The organism is Citrobacter sp. RHB21-C05 (assembly GCF_013889015.1).
Taxonomy (GTDB): Bacteria; Pseudomonadota; Gammaproteobacteria; order Enterobacterales; family Enterobacteriaceae; genus Citrobacter_A; species Citrobacter_A sedlakii.
In genome coordinates this window covers 2,848,248-2,872,513 of sequence record NZ_CP057611.1, presented here as the reverse complement: position 1 = coordinate 2,872,513, position 24,266 = coordinate 2,848,248, and the positions used below count along the sequence as shown (strand labels likewise).

The 24,266-nt window shown below is 56.7% G+C and carries 18 protein-coding genes; 9 read left to right on the top strand and 9 right to left on the bottom strand.

Going from position 1 to position 24,266, the window contains the following annotated elements:
- Positions 1–3: 3 nt before the first annotated feature.
- The 6 genes from gspL to HVX72_RS13780 all read left to right on the top strand — a co-directional run bounded on the left by gspL (position 4) and on the right by HVX72_RS13780 (position 7,933).
- Positions 4–1,140 (top strand): type II secretion system protein GspL, encoded by a 1,137-nt coding sequence (gene gspL / locus HVX72_RS13805; RefSeq protein ID WP_181821620.1) that lies wholly within the window; start codon positions 4–6, stop codon positions 1,138–1,140.
- The gene (locus HVX72_RS13800; protein ID WP_042284884.1) at positions 1,137–1,622 is read left to right on the top strand and encodes a type II secretion system protein M; all 486 of its coding nucleotides are present in this window, start codon (positions 1,137–1,139) and stop codon (positions 1,620–1,622) included. Before gspL ends, HVX72_RS13800 begins: the two co-directional genes overlap by 4 nt.
- On the top strand, positions 1,619–2,416 hold the full coding sequence (locus tag HVX72_RS13795) for an A24 family peptidase (protein WP_181821618.1): 798 nt from the start codon (positions 1,619–1,621) through the stop codon (positions 2,414–2,416). Before HVX72_RS13800 ends, HVX72_RS13795 begins: the two co-directional genes overlap by 4 nt.
- 256 nt (positions 2,417–2,672) lie before the next feature.
- On the top strand, positions 2,673–5,393 hold the full coding sequence (locus HVX72_RS13790; RefSeq protein WP_060569866.1) for a glycosyl hydrolase family 18 protein: 2,721 nt from the start codon (positions 2,673–2,675) through the stop codon (positions 5,391–5,393).
- 124 nt (positions 5,394–5,517) lie between these two features.
- The gene (gene iagB, locus HVX72_RS13785) at positions 5,518–5,958 is read left to right on the top strand and encodes a type III secretion system invasion protein IagB (protein ID WP_042284876.1); all 441 of its coding nucleotides are present in this window, start codon (positions 5,518–5,520) and stop codon (positions 5,956–5,958) included.
- A gap of 133 nt (positions 5,959–6,091) precedes the next feature.
- Entirely contained in the window at positions 6,092–7,933 is a 1,842-nt protein-coding gene (locus tag HVX72_RS13780) for a chitinase (protein ID WP_042284873.1), read from the top strand.
- 83 nt (positions 7,934–8,016) lie between these two features.
- Here the strand turns inward: HVX72_RS13780 and HVX72_RS13775 are convergent, their stop codons facing one another.
- The 8 genes from HVX72_RS13775 to aqpZ form a co-directional block, all read right to left on the bottom strand.
- On the bottom strand, positions 8,017–9,030 hold the full coding sequence (locus tag HVX72_RS13775; RefSeq protein WP_060569864.1) for an NAD(P)-dependent oxidoreductase: 1,014 nt from the start codon (positions 9,028–9,030) through the stop codon (positions 8,017–8,019).
- A gap of 91 nt (positions 9,031–9,121) precedes the next feature.
- Positions 9,122–10,558 carry an SDR family oxidoreductase gene (locus HVX72_RS13770; protein WP_181821616.1) on the bottom strand — a complete coding sequence of 479 codons (1,437 nt, stop codon included), beginning with the start codon at positions 10,556–10,558 and terminating at the stop codon, positions 9,122–9,124.
- 10 nt (positions 10,559–10,568) lie between these two features.
- On the bottom strand, positions 10,569–11,570 hold the full coding sequence (ltaE, locus tag HVX72_RS13765) for a low-specificity L-threonine aldolase (RefSeq protein ID WP_181821614.1): 1,002 nt from the start codon (positions 11,568–11,570) through the stop codon (positions 10,569–10,571).
- Positions 11,571–11,608: 38 nt separating this feature from the next.
- Positions 11,609–13,327, bottom strand: coding sequence for a ubiquinone-dependent pyruvate dehydrogenase (gene poxB, locus HVX72_RS13760; protein ID WP_042284864.1), 1,719 nt, complete (start codon positions 13,325–13,327; stop codon positions 11,609–11,611).
- 131 nt (positions 13,328–13,458) lie between these two features.
- The gene (hcr, locus tag HVX72_RS13755; RefSeq protein ID WP_181821612.1) at positions 13,459–14,427 is read right to left on the bottom strand and encodes an NADH oxidoreductase; all 969 of its coding nucleotides are present in this window, start codon (positions 14,425–14,427) and stop codon (positions 13,459–13,461) included.
- 10 nt (positions 14,428–14,437) lie between these two features.
- Positions 14,438–16,090 carry a hydroxylamine reductase gene (hcp, locus tag HVX72_RS13750; protein ID WP_042286186.1) on the bottom strand — a complete coding sequence of 551 codons (1,653 nt, stop codon included), beginning with the start codon at positions 16,088–16,090 and terminating at the stop codon, positions 14,438–14,440.
- Positions 16,091–16,232: 142 nt separating this feature from the next.
- The gene (locus tag HVX72_RS13745) at positions 16,233–17,132 is read right to left on the bottom strand and encodes a lysine exporter LysO family protein (RefSeq protein WP_181821610.1); all 900 of its coding nucleotides are present in this window, start codon (positions 17,130–17,132) and stop codon (positions 16,233–16,235) included.
- A 167-nt stretch (positions 17,133–17,299) separates the two neighbouring features.
- Positions 17,300–17,995, bottom strand: a complete 696-nt coding sequence (gene aqpZ, locus HVX72_RS13740; protein ID WP_060569859.1) for an aquaporin Z — start codon at positions 17,993–17,995, stop codon at positions 17,300–17,302.
- 403 nt (positions 17,996–18,398) lie between these two features.
- On the opposite strand from aqpZ, the gene HVX72_RS13735 reads away from it, so the two are divergent.
- Positions 18,399–20,057 (top strand): ATP-dependent endonuclease, encoded by a 1,659-nt coding sequence (locus HVX72_RS13735; RefSeq protein ID WP_042284856.1) that lies wholly within the window; start codon positions 18,399–18,401, stop codon positions 20,055–20,057.
- On the opposite strand, the gene HVX72_RS13730 is transcribed toward HVX72_RS13735, so the two are convergent.
- A complete protein-coding gene (locus HVX72_RS13730; RefSeq protein WP_042284854.1) occupies positions 20,054–21,004 on the bottom strand; it encodes a VirK/YbjX family protein in 951 nt (316 codons plus the stop codon). The two genes, HVX72_RS13735 and HVX72_RS13730, sit on opposite strands and share 4 nt — an antisense overlap.
- A gap of 145 nt (positions 21,005–21,149) precedes the next feature.
- On the opposite strand from HVX72_RS13730, the gene macA reads away from it, so the two are divergent.
- Together macA and macB are read left to right on the top strand one after the other, a co-directional pair.
- Entirely contained in the window at positions 21,150–22,268 is a 1,119-nt protein-coding gene (macA, locus tag HVX72_RS13725; protein WP_060569857.1) for a macrolide transporter subunit MacA, read from the top strand.
- The gene (gene macB / locus HVX72_RS13720) at positions 22,265–24,211 is read left to right on the top strand and encodes a macrolide ABC transporter ATP-binding protein/permease MacB (RefSeq protein ID WP_181821609.1); all 1,947 of its coding nucleotides are present in this window, start codon (positions 22,265–22,267) and stop codon (positions 24,209–24,211) included. The genes macA and macB overlap by 4 nt, the downstream gene beginning before the upstream one ends.
- Positions 24,212–24,266 lie beyond the last annotated feature (55 nt).

Genomic DNA, 24,266 nt, shown 5'->3' with positions numbered 1-24,266 from the left:
TCAATGAAACAGGTACTTTTTATTCGTCCCGACGCGAATGAGGACGGGAAAATTGCGTGGTGTATTTCCGGCCAGCAGCAGGTGAACGTTCTGGATAATCGCGCCGCCTTAAGCACGCTGGCAGACAGTCCGCTGGCAACGCGCGTCTGCCTGCTGTTGCCCGCCAGCGAACTGGTCTTTCGCCAGTTTACACTGCCAAAAAAAGGGCTTTCCATCCAGTCGGCGCCATTCTCGTGGCTGGCGGAAGAAACGCTGATTGGCGATGTGGACACGTTGCACTGGACGGTACTGCGCAAAAAAGGCCGTGAGGTGGACGCGGTGGCGATTGACGCAGAACGTCTGCGCTTCTGGCTTTCGCTTTGTGAAAAAGCGGGGCTGAAGGTGATTCAGGTTCTGCCGGATGCCATTTTACTGCCCGTCAGCGAAGGCGGCGCGACCCTGGTTTCCTGCGGCGACAGCTGGTGGCTGCGCGCCGCGCCGTTTAGCGCCTGTGAGGCAGATGCCGCCCTGATGCCGTTTTTGACCCGCGATCTCGATGGCGACATTTGCTGCTACGGCGACGTCCCGTCCGGCGTCGTCATTACTGAACAGCGGGCGTGGCAGCATCCTCTGACGCTGATTCAGCCGCAGTGGAAAACCTGCCGCGCCAATATGTTGCACGGTCCCTTTTTAGCCTCCGGCACGCACGGCTTCCGGCATGGGAAAGCGATGCTGGCCGCCGCCGTGGCGCTTTCCGTGGGGCTGATGATTGGCCCGCGGATCGCCATGGCCTGGATGCTGGTGCAGCAGGAAAACCAGGCGCAGGAAGAGATCGTTCAGGTGGCGCAACACTATTTCCCCAGCCTGCGCCAGCAGACCAACATTAAGTATCATTTTGGTCAGAATCTCAAAAAACAGCCGAAAGGGGTCTTTTTACAACTTGACGCCCTGGCGCAAATTAAAAAAAACGTGCCCGCCGTGGAATTAAGCCAACTGGAATATAACGAGGCGCAAAATCAGCTTACCCTGAGCCTGTCGTCACCGGACCCGCAGGCGATCCAGTCATTTGTGAACCAGGCCCGCGGCAGTTTTGATTTTACCCTGCAACCCGTCTCCACCCAGGCGCCCTTTACGGCGATAGTCTCCGGGAAATATAAATGAAAGAGCGTATTGCCCAACTGAAAGCGCGTTACCAGAATTACAGTCCGCGCGAGCGTAACCTGTTTACGCTGTGCGCCGCGGCGCTGTGCTGTGCCGCGGTCTATTACGGCGGCATCATCCCGCTGGACACTATGATTAAAAACAGCGAATCGACATTATTACGGCAAAAAGAGACTCTGCGCTGGATGCGCGAAGAGATCGATAAAAATCATTTGCAGGCGAAGGTATTAAAAACCAGTAATCCGCGCCAGGTGATCGAAGAGAGCGCGAAAGAGATCCATTTGCCGCTGACGGATATTCGCCAGCATGAGCAGTCTCTCGAACTTGTTGTTGAGAAGGTGAACGTTGTTGAACTGAAAAACTGGCTGCGTGAACTGAATCTTTCCTCAGGCGTGCGTCTGGAAAAAATGGCGTTAATGCCGGTCGACCGCGCCAGCAGCGTCAAGGCGACGCTGGTACTGAGCTGGAAAAAAGCCGCATGAATGCCCTGACCGCCTTCAGAGAGGGCTATCCGCTGGGGTTTTGCGTTATGAGCGGCGTGTTCGGCAGTATCATCGGCAGCTTTTTGGGCGTGGTGATCGAGCGCCTTCCGCCGATGCTGCTGGAGGAAGAAGACGCAGGGAATTTGCTGTTTCCCGCCTCGCACTGTCCGGCATGCGGACACGTGTTGGCCTGGTGGGAAAATATTCCTCTGTTGAGCTGGTGCTGTCTGCGGGGACGCTGCAGCCACTGCCGGGCCGCTATCCCGCTTCGTCTGTTAATGGTCGAATGCCTCAGCGCGCTCTTCTTTGCGCTGTCCGCCGCCTTCGCGCCTTCGTTGCCTGCGCTGATCGCGCTGTGGATCTTGTGGACCGGCCTGTTGCCGCTCACCTTCATCGACGCCCGTTATCTGCTGCTACCGGACTGTTTAACCCAGCCTCTGTTGTGGGCCGGGTTGTTGTTCCACGCCTGTGTTCATACGCTACCGTTAACCGACGCCCTCTATGGCGCGATAGCCGGTTATCTGTCGTTGTGGCTGGTCTATTGGGGATGTCGCCTGTTGACCGGGCGCGAGGGACTGGGGCAGGGGGATGGTAAACTGTTTGCCGCGCTGGGGGCCTGGTGCGGCTGGCAACCGTTGCCGTACATTCTGCTGCTTGCCGCGCTCACTGGCATCGTTATCTATGTGTTGTTATATAAATCCACGGGCAATGACCGACAAATTCCTTTTGGTCCCGCCCTTTCATTGGCGGGAGTAATTATTTTTATTATTCAATCCTGGCAATTCACATTCTAAGTGCCGCTGCAAGTATTTTTTCATCTATTTTCGCCGAGGGAATGAAAGGACGAAGGGTGTTTCCCGGATTATTATGCAAGGGTAAAAAAAAGGATGGTTTGCAAATAAATAGGGAGGATGTCCATAATTAATAATCTTTAATGAGCCGTCCTGGTTCATACCGTTATTCATTTATTAGTACTTCTCATTGTCGTTCATGCTTTAAGGAAGGCATGGTTATTTTCATATTCACAAATAAAGTTATCGGGAATTAATAATGAAATTTATGAAGCCAAAATATCTGGCGTTGTTTGTCGCTGCGGCAACAAGCTCTGTATTTGCAGCGGCGCCAGGGACGCCGTCTATTTCCAGCGGTAATGATAAATTTGCCCTCGTGGAAGTGGATCAGGCTGCTCAGGATTATAACAACCTCGTTAAAGTGCATAACGACGGCGTTGACGTGAAAGTGGAGTGGAACGTGTGGAGCGGCGATGCGCCGACTTCCGCAAAAGTACTGCTGGACGGTAAAACCGTCTGGACCGGTGCTGGCAGCGCGTCTGGCTCTGCGACCTTTAAAGTAAAAAAAGGCGGGCGCTATCAGGAACAGGTGGAATTGTGTAACGACAGCGGTTGCACCAAGAGCGCCAGTAAGTTGATTATCGTGGCGGATACCGACGGTAGCCATCTGCTGCCGCTGAATACCCCGCTGCTGGAAAATAACAAAACCTTCGCGCAGCACACCGACAAAGTGGTTGGCGCCTACTTCCCGGAGTGGGGCGTCTATGACCGCAACTTCTCCGCCGATAAAATCCCGGTGGCGAACATCAACCACCTGCTGTATGGCTTTATTCCAATGTGCGGCGGCGACGGTATTAACGACAGCGCCAAATCGTCTGGTGCGCTGGAATCCCTGAAACGCGCGTGCCAGGGACGTCAGGATTACACCGTGGCGATCCACGATCCATGGGCGGCGCTGCAGAAACCGCAGCAGGGCGTAAGCAACTGGGATGACCCGTACAAAGGTAACTACGGTCAACTGATGGCGATGAAAAAAGCGCATCCTGACCTGAAAATTCTGCCGTCCGTCGGCGGGTGGACGCTGTCCGATCCGTTTTTCCAGATGGACAATAAAGTCCTGCGCGATCGCTTCGTCGCCTCTGTAAAAGAGTTCCTGAAAACCTGGAAAGTGTTCGACGGTGTGGATATTGACTGGGAATTCCCGGGCGGCGGCGGTGAGAACGCCAAACTCGGCAATCCGCAGACCGATAAGGCCACGTACACCGCGCTGATGCACGATCTGCGTCAGATGCTGAACGAACTGTCGGCTGAAACGGGCCGTACCTACGAGCTGACCACCGCAATCGGCGCGGGCAAAGATAAGATTGAAGACGTTGACTACAACACGGCGCAGCAGTACCTCGATCATATCTTCCTGATGAGCTATGACTTCTACGGCGCGTGGAGCAACACCGATCTCGGCCATCAGACCGCACTTTATGGCGCGTCATGGAAACCGGACACCAACTACACCACCGATAACGCAGTGAAAGCGATGCTGGAGCAGGGCGTACAGCCTGGCAAGATCGTCGTTGGCGCGGCGATGTACGGACGCGGCTGGACCGGCGTTCACGGCTACACTGGCGACAACCCGTTCACCGGCACGGCTACCGGTCCGGTGAAAGGCACCTGGGAAAGCGGCATCGTTGACTACCGTCAGATCGTCAACCAGATGCTGGGCAAACCGGGTTGGGAATACAAATACGATACCGCTGCAGAAGCGCCGTATGTATTCAACAAGTCTACCGGCGAGCTGGTGACCTACGACAACGCCCGCTCCGTTGAAGCGAAAGGCAAATATGTCCTGAACAACAACCTCGGCGGTCTGTTCGCGTGGTCTATCGAGTCCGATAACGGCGATATCCTGAACGCCATGAACGAAGGTCTGATGGGCGGCAGCTCAACGCCGGTTGAGCCGGTAAACACCAACCACGCGCCGGTCGCTTCTGCGGTTGACCAGAGCGTAACTGGCCCGGCGACCGTGATGCTCGACGGTTCGGCTTCCCGCGATCAGGACGGCGACGCGCTGACCTACAAGTGGACGCAGATTTCCGGCGCCACCGTAGCGATTGCCAACAGCACCAGCGCTAAAGCCAGCATCAACCTGCCAGCGGTTACCCTCGATCAAACTCTGGCATTCCGTCTGACGGTCACTGATGCGAAAGGCCTGAGCAATGCGGTGGATGTCCAGGTAGTGAATAAAGCGCCGAAAGCCAACCAGGCTCCGGTAATCAACGCCATGGAAGCCGTGAGCGTGACCGCGGGCGAGTCTCTGTCTCTGCATGCGCAGGCAACCGACCCGGATGGCGATGCGCTGACCTACAGCTGGAGCGTACCGGCAGATATGAACGCAACCGGTACGGATACGGCGAACGTGCGTATCACTGCGCCAGACGTGGCAAACGCCTCCACCTTCACCCTGAGCGTGATCGTGTCCGACGGTAAGACCAGCGTACAGTCTAACGTGCAGGTGACTGTGAATCCGAAAGCGGTACCGACTCCTGCAGAGGAAGACACCCATCCGTCTGATGAAGGCAACACCCCTTCAGACGAAGGTACTACCCCGTCTGATGAAGGCAACACGCCGTCTGATGAAGGTAGCGCAACAGATTCCTGCGACAACCCGGTTGACGCTAACGCCAGCAAATACGCGGCATGGGAATCCAGCAAAATCTACAACGGCGGCGATACCGTGAGCTTCGACCATCTGGTATGGAAAGCGAAGTACTGGACGCAGGGTAACCAGCCGGGCTTCGGTGCGGAAGCCTGGGAACTGGTCAGCCAGGTGAAATTCAACTGGCGTTCCGATGTGGTCTACAACGGTGGCGATACCACAACGTATGAAGGGTCTGTGTACCGTGCGAAGTGGTGGACCATGGGCGACAACCCGGCAAACAGCGATGTATGGGTGAAGGAAGGCGCAGCAACCGACTGCAAATAATTTCACCGCAGGTCGCGGGGAGTACGCTCCCCGTACCTCTGGACCACACCCCGCTTCGGGTGTGGTTCTTCTCACCTGACAGGATGTAAAAAGGAGCCAATTAACCCGTTTATCAGGAGAAAAAATGAAACGCATCATATTTTTGCTGCTGATTGTCAGTCAGAGCGTATTCGCTAACTGTTGGGATAACGCCGCGCATTATTACCATGTGGATCCTTATCTCTTATATGCAATAGCAAAAGTTGAATCCGGGATGAATCCCTATGCCGTAGGGGTAAATCACGATGGCACCCGGGATGTCGGTTTGATGCAAATTAACAGCTCGCATTTTACAGAACTGCAACGACACGGGATTGATGAATACCGGCTGATTGCCGAGCCGTGCACCTCAATTATGGTGGGGGCTTCGATTCTTTCCGACATGATTAAAGTCTATGGCAATAACTGGGAAGCCGTTGGCGCTTATAACGCAGGGCTGAAAAAAGAAAACTACCCTCAACGCATGATCTACGCGCGCAAGGTATGGAATAAATATCAACAGTTAAAAAAACCTTACCGCGGATGACTTTTATTTTTTGAAGAATACCCACGCGTGTTCTTCTAAAAGTGAATGTCGCACTGGAGGGCTTATTTATTGACGGATTAATAAATAAACCAGGGGATTAATTATCTTATTGTACTATTCAAGGAAAACTGAAATGAACAAACGGACATTATTAAGTGTACTTATTGCCGGCGCGTGTGTGGCGCCGTTTATGGCGCAGGCCAGCAATCTGCAGGCGACCAGCGGTGAGCCTTATACCATGAAGGCCAGCGACCTGGCGAAAAAAGAGCAGGAGCTGACCAACTTTCCGCTGATGCAGTCGGTAAAAGAGACTATTCGCACCCTCGATAACGCCTCAGTTGAACTGATCGAGCCGGGTCGCGCCGCCAATCCGGAAAACGTCAAGCGCGTGGAAGGCATCGTGAAAGCGTCTGACTGGGAATACCTGTTCCCGCTGCGCGCGCAGGCGTACACCTACAGCAACTTCCTGAAAGCGGTCGGTAAATTCCCGGCGCTGTGCCAGACCTATAACGACGGTCGCGACAGCGACGCGATCTGCCGTAAAGAACTGGCGACTATGTTCGCGCACTTCGCCCAGGAAACTGGCGGCCATGAAAGCTGGCGTCCGGAGGCCGAATGGCGCCAGGCGCTGGTTCATGTCCGCGAGATGGGCTGGAGCGAAGGCCAGAAGGGCGGCTATAACGGTGAATGTAACCCGGACGTATGGCAGGGGCAGACCTGGCCGTGCGGTAAAGACAAAGACGGCGACTTCCTGAGCTACTTTGGTCGCGGCGCGAAGCAGTTGTCCTATAACTACAACTACGGTCCATTCTCGGAAGCGATGTATGGCGACGTGCGTGTACTGCTCGACAAACCGGAGCTGGTGGCGGACACCTGGCTGAACCTGGCGAGCGCGATCTTCTTCTTCGCCTACCCGCAGCCGCCGAAGCCGAGCATGTTGCAGGTGATCGACGGCACCTGGCAGCCGAACGAACACGATAAAGCCAACGGTCTGGTGCCGGGCTTCGGTGTGACCACCCAGATCATCAACGGCGGCGTGGAATGCGGCGGCCCGACGGAGATCGCCCAGTCGCAGAACCGTATCAAGTACTACAAAGAGTTCGCCAATTACCTGAAAGTACCTGTTCCGGCTGATGAAGTGCTGGGTTGCGCCAACATGAAACAGTTCGACGAATACGGCGCGGGCGCGCTGAAGATTTACTGGGAGCAGGACTGGGGGTGGAGCGCGGACACGCCAGACGGTAAAACCTATGCTTGCCAGTTGGTGGGCTACCAGACGCCGTTCAGCGCCTTTAAAGACGGCGACTACACCAAATGCGTGCAGAAGTTCTATAACGTGAACATTGTGAATGACGACGGTACGCCGGTCACACCTGCCGATACCACACCGGCGGACACCACGCCGTCTGAGGATACGCCTGCGGATACCACTCCGCCAGATGACACGACCCCGGCGGATACCACGCCGGCAGACGATACCGCGCCAGTGGTGGTCAACCACGCGCCGGTGGCGATTATTTCAGGGCCGGTTGGCGCGGTTGAAGCGGGGGCGCAGGTTTCGCTGAGCGCGGAAAGCTCTACCGATGAAGACGGTAATAAACTGACCTATACCTGGCGCTCGCAGGACGGTCAGACCCTTTCCGGCGAAGACAAAGCGGTGGTGACCTTTACCGCGCCGGAAGCCGCTACGGCGAAGCAGTACGAAGTGAGCCTGACCGTCAGCGATGGCGAACTGAGCAGCACCGCATCCTATCTGCTGAACGTGAAAGCAAAGGCCTCGACGCCGTCTGAAGATGAAGGCGCTTACCCAGGCTGGAGCGCTAACAGCACGTACAACGCAGGGGACATCGTGAACAACCACGGTAAACTGTTCCAGTGCAAACCGTTCCCATACAGCGGCTGGTGCAACAACGCGCCAACCTACTATGAACCCGGCGTGGGTCTGGCATGGTCCGACGCATGGACCGCGCTGTAAAGTAAACGCAAAGCGGCAACCAGAGGTTGCCGCTTTTTTGCGATTTTGCCGCCCGGATAAGTCACCTTCCGGCGGTGAGCGGTTTAGCGATGTAATTTCCCGTGATCGCGCAGCCAGGCTGCGGTTCTGATAATTCCGTCATCAAGCGTCACCACCGGTTTATATCCCAACTCGTCCCCGGCGCGGCTGATATCCAGCGTAAAATCAAAATTCAGCTTTGACACGCCATAGTGGGTAAGTGCGGGCTCTTTTGCGGATTTGTTGCCGAAACGCTCCATGCTGCGGGCGATCATGTCCAGCATCGGGTAGGGAACAGAGCGGATCCGACAGTGGATATTCAGTTCATCAATCAGCTTTTGCACAATGCTGCGCAGGGTTCTCGGCTCGCCGTTGGTGATGTTATACACCCGGCCAGAGGGCAGGCTGTCGCACTGCGCCTGGCTGGCCAGCCACATCGCGTGAATCGCATTTTCATAGTAGGTCATATCCACCAGCGCGCTGCCGCCGTGGGGCAACAGCACGCTGCCGTACTGGTGCATCATGTGCGCCAGTCGCGGGATAAACACTTTGTCATGGGGGCCAAACAGACTTTGCGGACGCAGCACCGTAAATCGCGTCTGCGGGTTAGCCTGCGCCAGCAGATTAATCACGTCTTCACCGGCGGCTTTACTGCGTGCAAACTCGTTGGCGAAACGGTGAGGGCGAAAATCCTCTTTAATACCGCGATGATGGTGGTAATCGAAATAGAGCGAAGGGGAGGAGATATGAATGAAATTACGCACGCCCCACGCCACCGACCATTCGCCAAGACGACGGGTTGCGCGGACGTTGGCCAGATCAAAGGCTTCCTGGGTTCCCCACGGCGAGGTGAAGCTTGAGCAGTGCCACAGCGTGTCGATGCCCGCCAGCATGACCTTCGCCTGTGACGAAACCAACTCGGTCAGATCCGCATGGACAAATTCCGCGCCCATCTTCTCGAGCAGTTTTCCCATCGCCTCATTGCGACCGGTGGCTCTGACGCTGATGCCTTTGTTGCGCAAAAACTCAACCGCGTTTCGTCCCAAGCCGCTGGTTGCGCCGGTAACCAGTACCTTCATATCAATCCACTGTGTTTTAAAAACGTCGTGCGCATTCTTCCGTGAATTACGTCGGTATGCAATGGGAAACGTGAAACAATACAGTCTCTTTTTACTTATTTTCTGTGATTTGTTCTGCAAGTCGGGCAATTTTCTTTGCCATTCCCCGGAAGATAAACAGGTGCGCCGGAATCATCAACAGCCAGTAAAAAAGGCCCGGCATCCCGTGCGGATGCCACCAGGCGCGCACGTCAATTTGTCGGTGATCCCCTTTATCCTCAAGAGTAAAACTGAGGCGGCCCAGCCCCGGCGCCTTCATACCGAACAGCAGGGTCAGCTGTTTTTCCGGCTCGACAATAATCACCTTCCAGCTGTCCACCGCATCGCCGGGCTGTAAAAGCGCATGTTCGGGGCGACCTTTCGCCAGCCGATGGCCGACCAGCAGATCCATCGCCGCGCGGGTTTTCCACAACGCATTGCCGAAGAAATACCCCTCTTTGCCACCGAGACGGTTCACGACCTGCCACAGCGCCTGCAGACTGGCAGAGGTGCTGACGGTAAAGCCAGCCTGTTTGGCGAAAAAACCGTACTCAGGCCGCCAGCGGGCAAATGCCTGCGCGTCGTAACCCCAGTCGCTGGAGTTAACCAGCTTCTCTTCTTCTTTCAGCGTCCTGCGCACCGCGTCGTCAAAGGCAATCAGCTTTTGCGGGATCAACGCGCGTAGCGCCCTGTCGTCAGCCAGCAGGTCGTGCTTCAGTCCCTGTATCAGCGCTTTCGCGGTCGTGGGGGGGACAGAGGTGATCACGTTAAGAAACCAGACGGAAATCCAACGGGTCGGAAAGGGGATGGGAAGGAGCGGACGGCGTTTGCCGCTGACCGTCATGAAATGTTCAAACTGCGCCTGATAGCTCAGCACTTGCGGCCCGGCGGCTTCCAGCACCCGATGTTCGCGGGTGGGATGGTTGAGCAGTTCCACCAGGTAATGCAGCAGGTTCTCCAGCGCGATGGGGGTGGTGCGCGAGCGCACCCAGCGCGGCGGCGTGAGGATCGGCAGGTTGTAGACCATATCGCGCATCACTTCAAACGCGGCGGACCCTGCGCCGACGATGATCCCGGCGCGCAGTTCGGTGACCGGCACGCCGGACTCGCGCAACGTGTCTGCCGTCAGTTGTCGCGCGCGCAGGTGGTCCGACTGCTCATGTTCGGGCGCCTGTAGCGAGCTGAGAAAAATCAGCTGATTAACCGGCGTTTCGCGCAGGGCGTCACGCACGTTCAGCGCCACCTGCCGTTCATGGGCGATAAAGTCGCCGCCTTCGCCCATGCCGTGAACCAGATAGTACAGGGTATCGATGTTTTTCAGCAGGGCGGGCAGCGCGCGCGGCCAGTTCAGATCGATGTTATGGCAGCTGACGTTCGACAGCTGCATTTTTTCCAGCCGTTCGGTGCGACGTGCCGCCGCCAGCACCTGATGCCCGTGCGCGCTGAGTGCCTGCACCAGATGTTGACCGATGTATCCGCTGGCGCCAAGCACCAGAATGCGTTGCGGCACGGTTGTCTCCTTAGCGGTTCAGAAAGGCGCGCCAGTGGGCGACAACGTCGGCAAGCTGCTCGCGCGAGACGTCCAGATGCGTGACCAGACGTACCACGGGCGAGGCATTGATCAGCACACCGTGGTCTTTCATATACGCGCCCAGCGCCGCCGCGCGTTCTTCGCCTACGCGAACGAACAGCATGTTGGTGTCATGACGCGTCACTTCCGCGCCAGCGTCACACAGCTGTTCCGCCAGCCACGCGGCGTTGTCGTGATCGTCCTGCAGGCGGGCGACATTGTTTTTCAGCGCATACAGCCCGGCGGCGGCCAGAATCCCCGCCTGACGCATACCGCCGCCGGTCATTTTGCGCCAGCGCGTGGCGCGCTTGATGTAATCATGGCTGCCGACCAGCAGCGACCCGACCGGCGTACCCAGCCCTTTCGACAGGCAGATAGTGAACGAGTCGCAATATTGGGTGATCTCTTTCAGCGCGCAGCCGTAAGCGACCACGGCGTTAAAGATGCGCGCGCCGTCGACATGCAGCGCCAGACCGCGCTCACGGGTAAACTCCCACGCGGCTTTCAGGTATTCGCGCGGCAACACTTTGCCGTTGTGGGTGTTTTCAAGACTGAGTAGCTTCGTGCGGGCGAAATGAATATCGTCCGGCTTAATTTTCGCCGCCACCTTATCCAGCGGTAATGAACCGTCTGCCGCTGCGTCAATGGGCTGCGGCTGGATGCTACCGAGCACTGCCGCGCCGCCCGCTTCAAAGAGATAGTTATGCGCGCCCTGACCGACGATATACTCTTCACCGCGTTCACAGTGGCTGAGCAAGGCGACCAGATTGGCCTGGGTGCCGGTGGGTAAAAACAGCGCGGCCTCTTTGCCGCTGAGTTCCGCGGCGTAGCGCTGAAGTTCGTTAACGGTAGGGTCATCTCCGTACACGTCATCGCCAACCGGGGCGGCCATCATGGCTTCCAGCATGGCGCGGCCCGGTCGGGTGACGGTATCACTGCGTAGATCGATCACGGCATTTCCTCTGTAAAGTCAGGGTAATGCCTTCTGTTTTACCTGAGCCAGTTGGTTTTTGCCAGTTCGATCACTTCGTCGCCGCGCCCGCTGATGATCGCCCGCAGCATATACAGGCTGAACCCTTTGGCCTGCTCCAGTTTGATCTGCGGCGGGATCGCCAGCTCTTCTTTGGCGACCACTACGTCCACCAGTACCGGACCGTCGATAGCGAAAGCACGCTGTAGGGCTTCATCCACCTCTGAGGCTTTTTCAACGCGAATACCGGTGATGCCGCAGGCTTCGGCGATGCGGGCGAAATGGGTGTCATGCAGCTCGGTGCCATCGGTCAGGTAACCGCCGGCCTTCATCTCCATCGCCACGAAGCCCAGCACGCTGTTGTTAAAGACCACGATTTTGACCGGCAGCTTCATCTGTACCACCGAGAGGAAATCGCCCATCAGCATGCTGAACCCGCCGTCGCCACACATCGCCACGACCTGGCGCTCCGGCGCGGTAGCCTGCGCGCCCAGCGCCTGCGGCATAGCGTTCGCCATCGAGCCGTGGTTAAACGAGCCGAGCAGTCGGCGCTTGCCGTTCATTTTCAGGTAACGCGCCGCCCATACCGTCGGCGTACCGACGTCGCAGGTAAAGATGGCGTCATCGGCGGCAAAACGGCTGATCTGCTGCGCCAGGTACTGCGGGTGGATGGCTTTGTCGCTCGGTTTCGCCAGATCGTCGAGTCCTTTGCGGGCGTCGCGGTAATCGTTCAATGCTTTATCAAGGAATTTTCGATCGGTTTTTTCTTCCACCAGCGGCAGTAGCGCCGTCAGGGTCGCTTTGATGTCGCCGACCAGCGCCATATCAACCTTACTGTGCGCGCCGATGCTCCCCGGATTGATGTCGATCTGGATAATTTTGGCGTCGGTGGGGTAGAAGGCGCGGTAGGGGAACTGCGTGCCGAGCAGCACCAGGGTGTCGGCGTTCATCATGGTATGGAAACCGGACGAGAAGCCGATAAGCCCGGTCATGCCCACGTCATAAGGATTGTCGTATTCGACGTGCTCTTTGCCGCGCAGGGCGTGCACGACAGGCGCTTTGATTTTGGCGGCAAACTCAACCAGCTCGTGATGGGCGCCCGCGCAGCCGCTGCCGCACATCAGCGCGATATTGCTGGAGTAACGCAGCAGTTGCGCCAGTTTGCGCAGCTCTTCTTCCGCGGGGGTGACCACCGGCATCGGCGCATGATACCAGTGGCTGCTGGCGCCTTCCGGCGCGGGTTTCAGCGCTACGTCGCCCGGGAGCACCACGACCGACACGCCGCGATTCAGTACCGCTTTGCGCATGGCGATCGCCAGGACCTGGGGGATCTGCTCAGGGCTGGAAACCAGCTCGCAATAGTGGCTGCATTCACGGAACAACTCTTGCGGGTGGGTCTCCTGGAAGTAACCGCTGCCGATCTCGCTGGAGGGAATATGGGCGGCAATCGCCAGTACCGGAACATGGTTACGGTGGCAGTCAAACAGGCCATTGATTAAATGCAGGTTGCCGGGGCCGCAGGAGCCTGCGCACACCGCCAGATTGCCGGTAAGCTGGGCCTCCGCGCCAGCGGCAAACGCCGCGACCTCTTCGTGACGGGTCGACATCCACTCAATCGTTCCCATGCGATTGAGACTGTCGCTCAGGCCGTTCAGGGAATCGCCCGTTACGCCCCAGATGCGTTGCACTCCGGCCTGTTCCAGCGTTTTTGCAATAAAAGCGGCAACCGTTTGTTTCATGGTTCTCCATCTCCTTCAATGTGATAACGGTTACAAGTTTAGTTGAAGATGGCAAAAAGGCCGGATGGCGTCAGCGCATCCGGCCTGAAGGGGGAGACCGGATAAGCGCAACGCTTTCCGGCAAGGTAAAACTACGCGAGGACCAGATCGCCCTGTGGATGGCAGGAGCAGGCCAGCACGTAGCCTTCGGCGATTTCCGCGTCGGACAGCGTCATGGTGCTGCTGACCGTATACTCACCGGAAACCACTTTGGTTTTACAACAGCCGCAGACGCCAGCACGACAGGCGACAGTAACCGGCACTTTGTTGCTTTCCAGCGCGTCCAGCAGTGTGGTGCCGACGGGCGCGTAAAACGTTTTTGCCGGTTGCAGTTTGGTAAATTTCAGACCGCTGGTAGCGGCTTCTGCCACCGGCGTAAAGAACTTCTCTTTGAAAAAGCGCGTCACACCAAGCGCTTTCACTTCCTGTTCGACCCAATCCATATACGGCGCCGGGCCGCAGGTCATCACGGTACGCGAGGTGAGATCGGGTACCTGCTGCAACAGTGCAGGGGTCAGGCGACCGGCGACAAAACCATGAGTGGCGTTATTTTCTGCCACCAGCGTGACCGGGTACTGCTGCCACTCTTCGGCGAAAATCACGTCCTGCGGCGAGCGTACGTTAAAAATTACCTGCACGTCGGCCTGTGGGCGATACTTCGCCAACCAGCGGCGCATTGACATGATCGGCGTGACGCCGCAACCGGCGGCGAGCATCAGGAATTTATCGTCTGCTTTATCGTCGCAGGTAAATTCGCCCATCGCGTCGGACAGCCAAATGTAGTCGCCGCGCTTCACGTCGCGGGTTAACCACTGCGAACCTGCCCCGTCGTCAATCCGGCGAACGGTCAGCGTAATATACTCGCTGACGCCCGGCGTGGAAGACAGCGTGTAGGCACGCAGCGTGTCCGCAGCGTTACGCACGCTCACCAGTGCATACTGCCCGGCGCGATACGGATAATAGTCATGGCACAGCAGGGCTATTGTCCAGACATCCGGCGTTTCCTGATGGATGTGATGGACCTGCATCCGCCATGGGCACTGATTGGTTGGCATCGTCATCTTTTACTCCTTACGCGCTCAGCAACTGCTTCATATCGTCTTCAACGGTGGTGACGGAACGCAGACCGAATTTTTCGTTGAGTACCGCCAGCAGATCCGGGGTGAAGAAGCCCGGCGCGGTCGGTCCGGTGACGATATTTTTCACGCCAAGCGACAGTAGGGTCAGCAGAATAACGATCGCTTTCTGTTCGAACCAGGAGAGCACCAGGGAGAGCGGCAGATCGTTGACGCCGCAGCCCAGTTTTTCCGCCAGCGTGACCGCCAGAATGATAGCGGAGTAAGCGTCGTTACACTGCCCGGCATCCACCAGACGCGGCAGCCCTTCGATATCGCCAAACTCGAGCTTGTTGAAGCGGTATTTGCCGCAGGCGAGGGTGAGGATCAGGCAGTCATCCGGCACGCTGGTGGCGAAGTCGGTGAAATAGTTACGTTCGCCGCGCGCTCCGTCGCAACCGCCGACAAGGAAGATGTGACGCAGTTTTTCCCGGCTGACCAGGTCGATCAGCGTATCTGCCGCCCCAAGCAGGGTCTGACGGCCAAAGCCGACGGTGATCAGATGCGGAATCTCGCTGTACGGGAAGCCTGCCATCTGCTGCGCTTGCGCAATCACCGGGCCGAAATCGTCGCCTTCGAGATGACTGACGCCCGGCCAGCCGACGATGCTGCGGGTCCAGATACGGTCGTCATAAGCGCCCACGGTCGGATCGATGATGCAGTTTGAGGTCATCACGATAGGCCCAGGGAAGCGAGCGAACTCGACCTGCTGGTTCTGCCAGCCGCTGCCGTAGTTACCGACCAGATGTTTGAATTTACGCAGTTCCGGGTAACCGTGAGCGGGCAGCATTTCGCCGTGGGTGTAGACGTTAACGCCGGTACCTTCGGTCTGCTCCAGCAGGTTATAGAGATCTTTCAGATCGTGACCTGAAATCAGAATACATTTGCCTTCAGTGGCTTTCACGTTGACCTGAGTTGGCGTGGGGTGACCGTATTTCGTCGTCTCACCGGCGTCGAGAATGCTCATGACCTTAAAGTTCATCTGGCCGATTTCCATCGAGCATTCCAGCAGCGCGTTCATGTCGGCAGGCCAGGTGCCCAGCCACGCCATGATTTTGTGGTACTGCGCGTAGATGTCGTTGTCGTATTGACCGAGCACATGGGCATGTTCCATATACGCCGCCGCGCCTTTCAGGCCGTACAGGCAGAGCAGACGCAGGCCGAGAATGTTGTCGCCAATCGCCGCTTTGTCTTTGTTCGGGGTAAATTCTGCCGCCTGGCGCTGCAGGTCACCGAGATCGTCGCTGACCAGTTGCAGCTCCGCCATCGGATTGTCGCAATGGGCGCTGGCGTCTACGCTCAGGCACTGGGCTTTTAGCGCTTCACGCATGGCGATGGCGTCACGGGCATAGCCCACGATACGCGGGGAATCGAAGTTAACGTTAGTCAGCGTAGAGAAAAACGCGCGCGGCGCGAAGCTGTCAACGTCATGATTAATGATGCCGTATTCACGGGCTTTCACCGCCCATGCAGACAGACCCTGTAGGGCAGCGATCAGCAGATCCTGCAAATCGGAGGTTTCAGCCGTTTTACCGCACATACCCTGCGCGTAAGAGCAGCCGTTTCCTGCCGGAGTACGGATAGTTTGTTCACATTGCACACAAAACATGGTCACACCCTTAAAGTTATATTTAATATACATGTTTAAGGTTATGCCTGAGCACGAAAGGAGAAAAGGGATTTCTGATACAACTTACAGGGAGATTGATTTAGCGCAATTTTGGCGGCAGAGACCTACCGCCATCGGGGTATTACGCAGAGAAAAACGCCATCAGGATAGGCACCAGCAGGCTGAGGATAAAGCCATGTACAATGGCGGCTGGCACCATTTCCAGCCCGCCCGTGCGCTGTAAAACCGGCAGGGTGAAGTCCATCGATGTCGCCCCGCACAGCCCCAGCGCGGTGGAGCGGCTGCGGCGCACCAGGCCCGGAATCAGCATAATGGCGATCAATTCGCGCGCCAGATCGTTAAAGAACGCGGCGCTGCCAATCACCGGACCATAGGATTCCGTTAGCAAAATACCGGACAGGGAGTACCAGCCAAATCCGGACGCCATCGCCAGCGCGGTTTTGATCGGCAGATCGAGAATAAAAGCATTGATTAAGCCGCCGATCAGGGAACTGGCGACCACCACGACGGCGACAATCATGCCCCGGCGATTAAGAATAATTTGCCTTAACGTCATGCCGCTATTGCGCAGTTGGATCCCCACCAGCAGTAACAGAAGAATCAGGGTATATTCGCTGGCTTCGGTCGCATGCTGCAAAAGAGAGAAACCGCTGAGTCCCAGCAGAAAACCCGCCACCACCACGCCGCATAATTTTAGCGACTCCAGCGCCATGGCAATACGCGACGGCAGTTTCTCCTGCTGATGATTGTGTCGCCAGGGTAATGAACGTTCCAGCCACAGCAAGGCCACAATATTACAGAGTAAAATAACGCTAATACTGACTGCGGAATAATGAAAAATAGCGAGCAGATTACTCGCCAGATTATCCAGGAAGGCCAGGCTAATACCCATAAAAAAGAGAATCAGATAAACCATCCAGCTTAACAGGCGATTAATGAGTTTTAATGCCGCGTTGTGCCGCAGCGGAATGAGATAACCTGCAATCAGCGGAAGCAGAATAATGAGAAGTCCAGAAAACATGAACAGCCGGTCCTTGTAAGAATCGTTTAGCGTCAACGACACTACCCAATAAAGTCTGTCCCGTAAAGCGGCAAAAAGAAAGCCGGGCGGCGCTGGCGCTCACCCGGTTCACAATCGAACGTATTTGCAGGCCAGGAGAAGCATCGCGCTTACCCGGCCTGTTATCATTAATCGCGTTTTTCCAGCAGGGTGCGATAAATAAGCCCACCGAGGATCCCGCCGATAATCGGCATCACCCAGAACAGCCACAGCTGTTCCAGCGCCCAACCCCCCTGGAAGATCGCGACTGCGGTACTGCGCGCCGGGTTCACAGAGGTATTGGTCACCGGAATGCTGATCAGGTGAATCAGGGTTAACGCCAGGCCAATCGCGATGGGCGCGAAACCGGCAGGGGCGTATTTATCCGTTGCGCCATGAATGACCAACAGGAAACCGGCTGTCAGGACAATCTCAATGACAATGGCGGACAGCATGGAATAGCCGCCCGGTGAATGTTCGCCATAGCCGTTAGAAGCAAACCCGCTGGCTGCCGCGTCGAAGCCCGTTTTACCGCTGGCAATAAGGTACAATACGGCCGCCGCAATAATCCCGCCGATCACCTGGGCAATAATATAGCCAATGACCTCTTTCGCCGGAAAACGGCCGCCAGCCCATAAGCCTAATGTCACCGCTGGATTAAAATGACCGCCGGAAATATGCCCCACAGCGAACGCCATCGTTAATACGGTGAGACCAAATGCCAGCGCGACACCCGCAAAACCAATACCTAATTCCGGAAAGGCTGCTGCCAGTACAGCGCTCCCACAGCCACCAAAAACAAGCCAGAATGTACCAAAACATTCAGCCGCTAATTTTCTGAACATATCCACCTCAATAAGAAATAACCACAAACGTGGTGTCAGTAATATTCGTCTACAGGACGACGAAACAATAAATAGCGCGCTATTTTAAAAACGAACGTCGTCCATTCTCTAGCTAAATAAATCCAGATCGTTTGATGTAGGGCAATGAGGCGTCATTCCTTGCTCAGATTAATCTTATTTGAAGTGTAGCGTATGTTCGGATGAAAGTGAGCGAACAAAATCTGAATTTATACGGCGAAAAATCCGGCTATATAAATTTGGCAGTGAGCATAATTCATCTTCTTAATTGTTCATAAATCAGTCTATTAGCATGCTTAATTTTACCCGGGTCACGTCCGCGACGCGCATTTGCCGTTATACTGCGAGAAGCTAAAGGGAAAAGTGACATTTGTCTGGAGGAAGCATGATTCTCGAACGCGTTGAGATTGTTGGGTTTCGCGGTATCAATCGGCTGTCGTTAATGCTGGAGCAAAACAATGTGCTGATTGGCGAAAACGCCTGGGGTAAATCCAGTCTCCTTGACGCGCTGACGCTGCTGCTTTCGCCTGAGTCAGAGCTGTATCACTTTGACCGCGACGATTTCTGGTTCCCGCCTGGCGATGTCAATGGCCGTGAGCGGCATTTGCACATTGTCCTGACCTTTCGCGAATCACAACCGGGACGCCACCGGGTGCGGCGTTATCGACCGCTTGAAGCCTGCTGGTCGCCGTGTCGCGACGGCTATCAGCGCATCTTTTATCGTCTGGAAGGCGAAAGCGCCGATGACGGCAGCGTGATGACGCTGCGCAGTTTCCTTGACGGCGACGGTCATCCTCTGTCGGTGGACAATATTAATGACCAGGCGCGGCATCTGGTGCGTTTAATGCCAGTGCTGCGCCTGCGCGACGCGCGGTTTATGCGCCGCATCCGTAACGGTACGGTGCCTGACGTCAAAGATGTCGAGATCACCGCTCGTCAGCTCGATTTTCTGGCTCGCGAACTGGCGACGCGTCCGCAAAACCTGACCGATGGCCAGATCCGCCAGGGGCTGTCAGCAATGGTGCAACTGCTGGAGCATTACTTTACCGAGCAGGGAACGTCCCAGTCGCGGCACCGGTTAATGCGCCGTCGTTCGAGCAACGAACAGCGCAGCTGGCGCTATCTCGACATTATTAACCGGATGATCGACAGACCCGGCGGGCGGACCCACCGGGTGATTCTGCTGGGACTGTTCTCGACGCTGCTGCAGGCGAAGGGCACCGTCAGACTGCATAAAGACGCCAGGCCGCTGCTGCTGGTGGAAGATCCGGAAACCCGCCTGCATCCCATCATGCTCTCAGTGGCCTGGCAACTGCTCAACCTGCTGCCGCTGCAGCGAATCACCACCACCAACTCCGGTGAACTGCTGTCGCTGACGCCCGTCGAGCACGTCTGCCGCCTGGTGCGTGAATCTTCCCGCGTGGCGGCCTGGCGTTTAGGGCCAGGTGGTCTTAGCCCCGAAGACGGGCGTCGTATTGCGTTCCACATTCGTTTTAACCGCGCCTCCTCGCTGTTTGCCCGCTGCTGGTTGCTGGTGGAAGGGGAAACCGAAACCTGGGTGATCAACGAACTGGCCCGTCAGTGCGGCCACCATTTTGACGCTGAAGGGATCAAAGTGATCGAGTTTGCTCAGTCCGGGCTGAAGCCGCTGGTGAAGTTTGCCCGGCGGATGGGGATCGAGTGGCACGTGCTGGTGGACGGCGATGAGGCCGGGAAGAAATATGCGGCGACGGTCCGCGGTCTGCTGAATAACGACAAAGAGGAAGAGCGCGAGCACTTAACGGCGCTGCCAGCCCTTGATATGGAACATTTTATGTATCGCCAGGGCTTCTCGGACGTTTTTCACCGTGTGGCGCAGATCCCGGAAAACGTGCCAATGAATATCCGTAAAATCATTTCGAAGGCGATCCATCGCTCATCGAAACCGGATTTAGCCATCGAAGTGGCGATAGAGGCCGGACGGCGCGGCGTTGACGCGGTGCCGGTGCTACTGCGCAAAATGTTTTCGCGCGTCTTGTGGCTGGCGCGCGGCCGGGCGGATTAATGGCTAAAGCGGCGGGGCACCTGTTCGACAACGCTGTCGAGCAGGGCGTAGCGGCGACGGTATTCGGCCCGTTTTTTACTGGCGATATCCGCCTCGCTTTTGCGTGCAATGGTTAAGGGCAGGGCGTAATAGCCGGCGTCGGTCATTTCACCGCCCAGCGATGACCAGAACGCGTCATAGTCGGCATGCATCTGGGTTTTTTTATCCATGTAGCGCCAGCTGCGATAGACATGCACAGCGTTGCTGACCGCCAGAATCTGCTCGACCTGCGCAACCCGGGCAAACTGGCACAGCGCTTCCATCACGATTCTTTTCGGAAAGAGGCCATAACAGGCTTTGGTCGCCTGTTGTATAACCTCATGCGGAACATCGTTTGCCGCCCCCTGCAAGCCACCGATAAACAGGGTACGTTTTCCGTTTAAATAGCAGAAGGTAAACGTGATTTCTGCCAGAATACGTTTCTGCGCGTCACGAATCACGACCGTACTTTCTCCCTCTTTATCCAGGGAGACGAGGCTGACTAAATCCAGCTGGAATGGCGCATCGTCTTTCGCGGTTATTTGTGCCAGACCGAGGCCGTAATGGCTTAAATAACCGATCTGCTGCTCGCGGGTGAGCAAGTTACGCATCATCTCATAGTGCGTGCAAAGCGCGTTCAGCGCAGTGTGCCGTTTAATATTCACCGCCATATACGGTCGGTGCAGACGGATCGGCAGGCGCGGCTGGCGTGTTAACAGCGTGTCCAGCTCCGGCCATTGCGTCAGATTGTCTAACAACTGACTGGTTGCCCGCGGCATTAATAGCGAGCGAATAAGAAATTTCCGCCGAAAACTGGCTTTCCGCCAGAATTTACCCGGCAGTAATTGTCCGCGCGTCAGGCGCATAAATAATTGTAAAGGGGACGCGACGTCGGAAGGGTAGAAGGTATTATCAGTAATCTGTGACATGATCGAAATCCGCAACATGATGTATGCGAAAATTGAAACATGCTGAATCTTAACCAATCGTCAATGCCCGCCGCGCGCGCCTTTGCGTTTGCGGGTTGTTTAGATAAGGTTGATATTCGCAGGCAAAACTACCATCAGGATTAATATGGGTATTAAGGGAAAAAAAATTAAAAAGCGCTATCTGCTGCTGATATTCATTCTTATCCTGGGGGCGATTGCCCTCTGGCGGACGCTTAATGCGCCAGTGCCAACGTATCAGACGCTGATCGTCCGTCCGGGCGATCTTCAGCAGAGTGTGCTCGCCACCGGTAAACTGGATGCGCTGCGTAAAGTTGACGTCGGCGCCCAGGTGAGCGGGCAGTTGAAAACGCTGTCGGTGGCGATTGGCGATAAGGTGAAAAAAGATCAACTGCTGGGGGTTATCGACCCGGAGCAAGCGGAAAACCAGATCAAAGAAGTGGAAGCGACGCTGATGGAGCTTCGCGCCCAGCGCCAGCAAGCTGAAGCCGAGCTGAAGCTGGCGCGGGTCACGCTCTCCCGACAACAGCAGTTGGCAAAAACCCAGGCCGTCTCGCAGCAGGATCTCGACACCGCCGCGACGGAAATGGCCGTTAAGCAGGCGCAGATCGGCACCATCGATGCCCAAATCAAGCGTAATCAGGCCTCCCTGGATACCGCTAAAACCAATCTCGACTATACGCGTATCGTCGCGCCAATGGCCGGCGAAGTGACCCAAATCACCACCCTGCAGGGGCAGACGGTTATCGCGGCGCAGCAGGCGCCAAATATCCTGACGCTGGCGGATATGAGCACCATGCTGGTGAAGGCGCAGGTGTCTGAGGCGGACGTGATTCACCTCAGGCCGGGACAGAAGGCATGGTTTACCGTACTGGGCGATCCGCAAACCCGTTATGAAGGGGTGCTGAAAGACGTTCTGCCGACACCGGAAAAAGTTAACGACGCGATTTTCTATTACGCCCGGTTTGAAGTACCGAACCCAAAAGGCATTCTGCGGCTGGATATGACCGCCCAGGTGCATATCCAGCTCACCGACGTGAAAAATGTGCTGACTATACCGCTCTCCGCGCTGGGCGACCCGGTGGGCGATAACCGTTACAAAATCACCTTACTGCGTAACGGCGAAACCCGCGAGCGGGAAGTGTCAATTGGCGCGCGTAATGACACCGATGTCGAGATTATCAAAGGGCTGGAAGCGGGTGAGGAAGTGGTTATCGGCGAAGGCAAGCCAGGAGCGGCGCAATGACGGCGCTGCTTGAGCTGAGCAATATCCGTCGCAGTTATCCCTCCGGTGAGGAGCAGGTGGAGGTGCTCAAAGGCATCACTCTGCAAATCAACGCCGGGGAGATGGTCGCGATTGTCGGCGCGTCCGGCTCCGGTAAATCGACGTTGATGAACATTCTTGGCTGCCTCGATAAGCCCACCAGCGGCACCTACCGGGTGGCGGGGCGCGACGTGTCGACCTTAGACAGCGATGCGTTGGCGCAGCTGCGCCGCGAGCATTTTGGCTTTATCTTCCAGCGTTACCACCTGTTGTCGCACCTGACGGCGGCGCAAAATGTCGAAGTGCCCGCCGTCTATGCCGGTACCGAGCGTAAGCAACGTCTGGCCCGCGCTCAGGAACTGCTCCAGCGGCTCGGGCTGGGCGATCGCCTGGACTACCAGCCTTCGCAGCTGTCCGGCGGACAACAGCAGCGTGTCAGTATCGCGCGTGCGCTGATGAATGGCGGGCAGGTGATCCTGGCTGACGAACCGACCGGCGCGCTCGACAGTCGTTCCGGCGAAGAGGTGATGGCGATCCTGCACCAGTTGCGCGATCGCGGGCACACGGTGATTATCGTCACCCACGATCCGCAGGTTGCCGCACAGGCTGAGCGGGTGATTGAAATTCATGACGGCGAAATTGTGCGTAATCCCCCGTCGCAGTCCCCCCGGCAGGGAAAAGGCATCCAGGAGCCGACGGTGAAAACGGCATCCGGGTGGAGCCAGTTTGTCAGCGGATTTCGCGAAGCGCTCACCATGTCCTGGCGGGCGTTAGCGGCGAATAAAATGCGCACCTTGCTGACCATGCTCGGGATTATTATCGGCATCGCGTCAGTGGTGTCGATTGTGGTGGTCGGCGACGCGGCGAAACAGCTGGTGCTGGCCGATATCCGCGCCATTGGCACCAACACCATTGATATCTATCCCGGCAAAGATTTTGGCGACGACGACCCGCAATACCAGCAGTCGCTGAAGTATGACGATCTCAGCGCCATCCAGAAGCAGCCGTGGGTGACCTCGGCGACGCCTGCCGTGTCGCAGAATTTACGTCTGCGCTATGGCAATACCGATGTGGCGGCCAGCGCTAATGGCGTCAGCGGCGACTACTTTAACGTATACGGGATGACCTTCAGCGAGGGGAGCACCTTCAACCGTGAACAGCTTAACGGTCGGGCGCAGGTGGTGGTGCTGGACAGCAATACCCGGCGTCAGTTGTTTCCGCATAAAGCGAGCGTGGTGGGCGAAGTGATTCTGGTAGGCAATATGCCCGCGACGGTTATTGGCGTGGCGGAAGAAAAACAGTCAATGTTCGGCAGCAGTAAAATTCTTCGCGTCTGGCTGCCCTACAGCACCATGTCCGGGCGCATTATGGGACAGTCGTGGCTGAACTCGATCACCGTGCGGGTGAAGGACGGGTTTGACAGCGCGCAGGCCGAGCAGCAACTCACCCGACTGCTGACCTTGCGGCATGGGAAAAAAGATTTCTTCACCTGGAACATGGACGGCGTCTTGAAAACCGCTGAAAAGACCACACGTACTCTTCAGTTGTTCCTGACGCTGGTAGCGGTCATTTCGCTGGTGGTTGGCGGGATCGGCGTGATGAACATTATGCTGGTGTCGGTGACCGAACGGACGCGGGAGATAGGCATTCGCATGGCGGTTGGCGCGCGCGCCAGCGACGTGCTGCAACAGTTTTTGATTGAGGCGGTTCTGGTCTGCCTGGTCGGCGGGGCGCTCGGGATTACCCTGTCGATGCTGATTGCCTTTACGCTGCAACTGTTCCTGCCGGGCTGGGAGATTGGTTTCTCGCCGGTGGCGCTGTTGACGGCGTTTATGTGCTCGACCGTGACCGGCATCCTGTTCGGCTGGTTGCCCGCGCGAAACGCGGCGCGGCTGGATCCGGTAGATGCGCTGGCGCGGGAATAAACGGCATCGTAGGGCGGTTAACCCCGCGTTGCCTGACGCAAAATAAAAATGCCAG

Coding starts and splice junctions, on each gene's coding strand:
- gspL (WP_181821620.1), top strand. CDS start 4: ATGAAACAGGTACTTTTTATTCGTCCCGACGCGAATGAGGACGGGAAA.
- HVX72_RS13800 (WP_042284884.1), top strand. CDS start 1,137: ATGAAAGAGCGTATTGCCCAACTGAAAGCGCGTTACCAGAATTACAGT.
- HVX72_RS13795 (WP_181821618.1), top strand. CDS start 1,619: ATGAATGCCCTGACCGCCTTCAGAGAGGGCTATCCGCTGGGGTTTTGC.
- HVX72_RS13790 (WP_060569866.1), top strand. CDS start 2,673: ATGAAATTTATGAAGCCAAAATATCTGGCGTTGTTTGTCGCTGCGGCA.
- iagB (WP_042284876.1), top strand. CDS start 5,518: ATGAAACGCATCATATTTTTGCTGCTGATTGTCAGTCAGAGCGTATTC.
- HVX72_RS13780 (WP_042284873.1), top strand. CDS start 6,092: ATGAACAAACGGACATTATTAAGTGTACTTATTGCCGGCGCGTGTGTG.
- HVX72_RS13775 (WP_060569864.1), bottom strand. CDS start 9,030: ATGAAGGTACTGGTTACCGGCGCAACCAGCGGCTTGGGACGAAACGCG.
- poxB (WP_042284864.1), bottom strand. CDS start 13,327: ATGAAACAAACGGTTGCCGCTTTTATTGCAAAAACGCTGGAACAGGCC.
- hcr (WP_181821612.1), bottom strand. CDS start 14,427: ATGACGATGCCAACCAATCAGTGCCCATGGCGGATGCAGGTCCATCAC.
- hcp (WP_042286186.1), bottom strand. CDS start 16,090: ATGTTTTGTGTGCAATGTGAACAAACTATCCGTACTCCGGCAGGAAAC.
- HVX72_RS13745 (WP_181821610.1), bottom strand. CDS start 17,132: ATGTTTTCTGGACTTCTCATTATTCTGCTTCCGCTGATTGCAGGTTAT.
- aqpZ (WP_060569859.1), bottom strand. CDS start 17,995: ATGTTCAGAAAATTAGCGGCTGAATGTTTTGGTACATTCTGGCTTGTT.
- HVX72_RS13735 (WP_042284856.1), top strand. CDS start 18,399: ATGATTCTCGAACGCGTTGAGATTGTTGGGTTTCGCGGTATCAATCGG.
- HVX72_RS13730 (WP_042284854.1), bottom strand. CDS start 21,004: ATGTCACAGATTACTGATAATACCTTCTACCCTTCCGACGTCGCGTCC.
- macA (WP_060569857.1), top strand. CDS start 21,150: ATGGGTATTAAGGGAAAAAAAATTAAAAAGCGCTATCTGCTGCTGATA.
- macB (WP_181821609.1), top strand. CDS start 22,265: ATGACGGCGCTGCTTGAGCTGAGCAATATCCGTCGCAGTTATCCCTCC.